At 48.5% G+C, this 1990-nt stretch carries 2 protein-coding genes; both read right to left on the reverse strand.

Features of this window, described 5'->3' with window-relative positions; translation table 11 throughout:
- The coding region (locus ABNT28_RS10945) for an aminotransferase class I/II-fold pyridoxal phosphate-dependent enzyme (RefSeq protein ID WP_348721619.1) at positions 1 to 568 on the reverse strand (568 nt) is incomplete at its 3' end.
- A 206-nt stretch (positions 569 to 774) separates the two neighbouring features.
- On the reverse strand, positions 775 to 1990 hold a 1216-nt coding region (locus tag ABNT28_RS10950), incomplete at its 5' end, for an ABC transporter permease subunit (RefSeq protein ID WP_348721620.1).

Genomic DNA, 1990 nt, shown 5'->3' on the forward strand with positions numbered 1-1990 from the left:
TTGAAAAGGCGGCGACTTTGCCAAAATTACCTGACCGTATGCCACGCCATTTCGCTGCCATCGTGTGCGCGCAATCTTCGATTAATGTTATGCCATGTTTGTCACAAATTTCGACAACCCGATCCATATCGGCGATATGACCACGCATATGCGACAATAGAAGATATTTAGCACCGCTACTGGCTGCCTTGGCGTCAAGATCAGCAAGATCAATGTGATAATTATCATCAATATCGACCAAGACGGGAACGCCGCCAACATTATGGATCGCGCCAGGTACCGGTGCCAGCGTATAAGCGTTGGCCAGCACCTTGTTGCCTGGTTTAACGCCGCACACACGCATAGCTAGCTGGATTGCATAACCGCCCGAGGTCACGGCAATACAATAATCAACTTCCTGCCATGTGGCATATTCCTGTTCCAGCAAGCTGGCTTCATTATCCTCACCAGCGACCAGATTATAGCGATGCAGACGACCGCTACGCATAATTTCTACTGCACGTGCGATTCCGTCTTCGGGAATGGCTTCCTGCTGGGTAAAAGGTTTGTTAAAGCTGACTTTGGACATGGCACTGTTCTTTTATAATGAAATGATAAAGTAAATTAGACTAGCTGATGAACGACTTCAATTCGATTTTTGCTTTAGCGATCATGCAAAGCGTCGCACAACTTCAACAAGCACCTTGAGCTGCTTTATAGGCAAAAATGGCCACCACCGGACAGTTTGCGCCAATGTGAGGCGATGTCAGGCCACATTCAGGTGGCAAACATTGCTTAGCCTTTGCCACGCCATGGTATTGTTTTGCCAATAATCCAGCGCATCATGATATCAAACAACAGGCCAAGCATTCCGAGCAGAATGATTGTAACCCAGATTAATTCATAATCCGACACTGTCCGCGCCACATTTTCAATAAAGCCAAGTCCGGTTGTTCCCGCCAGCATTTCGGCCGCAACCAGCGTACCCCAACAAACACCGACAGCAATGCGGATGCCAGTCAGAATTTCAGGCATGGCATTTGGCAAGATGACATAGCGCATGATCTGCTGATCCGTTGCACCAAGCGAATGCGACGCCCGAATTTTTGAGAGCTGGGTGCCGGATGCGCCTGTACGTGCCGAAATGACCATGATCGCAAAGGCCACCATGAAAAGTAGGAAGATTTTACCATCATCCTGAATACCAAAAATGGTCAGAATCAATGGTGCCCATGCCAAAGGCGGTACAGGACGATAAAGCTCGATCAGCGGATCAAAGAAAGATTTGAAAAACCGCGATATACCCATATAAATTCCCAAAGGCACGCCAAGAATGATGCCAAAGGCCAAAGCAACAATAACGCGGAAAAGCGAATCCCATATATGCCCGTCCAGCATCGGGATAGAGCCTAGATAGACGTCGCCCTGCGCCACCGCCAGTAATTTGTCTTTATAGTTCGGCTTGAACTCGCCGGCGGTGCCATGAGTGCCATAGCTTCCAGGCAAGACATCGACAAGCCCGTCGGGAATCAAGAAAGCCACCACATCGGCAATGGAAAGCCATTTCCACCAGAGCAACGTTGTGCCTTTGTAACCGCCGCCAGTTTCCAGATTGGGATTTGCCAGTTGCGAAAAGGTTGCAACGACATCGGTTGGTTTGGGTAACCAGCGCCCTGATCCTTGTTCGGTGCATAGGGTACGTGATTTCACGATTCCCTGCCCGGGAAAAAATAGTGCTTCAATGATGCCCAGGCTACCTTTTGCGTCGTCAACAGCGCCATAAATATCGGCAACAGCGTGATGCATACCTTGCATTGATACGGACGGGAAAATAACGCCGTCATCAAGACGCTTAAAAATGCGGTCAACCGACTTGATATAAGCGTTGCGTATTTTTTTGCCTGCTTCGTCCAATGTCATTGATGGATCAGGCTTTTTCAAATTGGCAATTGTTGTTTTGGTGCGGGCAATCAGCTTTTTTGCCTCAGGCGACATATTGCGAATACTTAGG

The sequence above is a fragment of the uncultured Candidatus Puniceispirillum sp. genome (assembly GCF_963979125.1).
Taxonomy (GTDB): Bacteria; Pseudomonadota; Alphaproteobacteria; order Puniceispirillales; family Puniceispirillaceae; genus Puniceispirillum.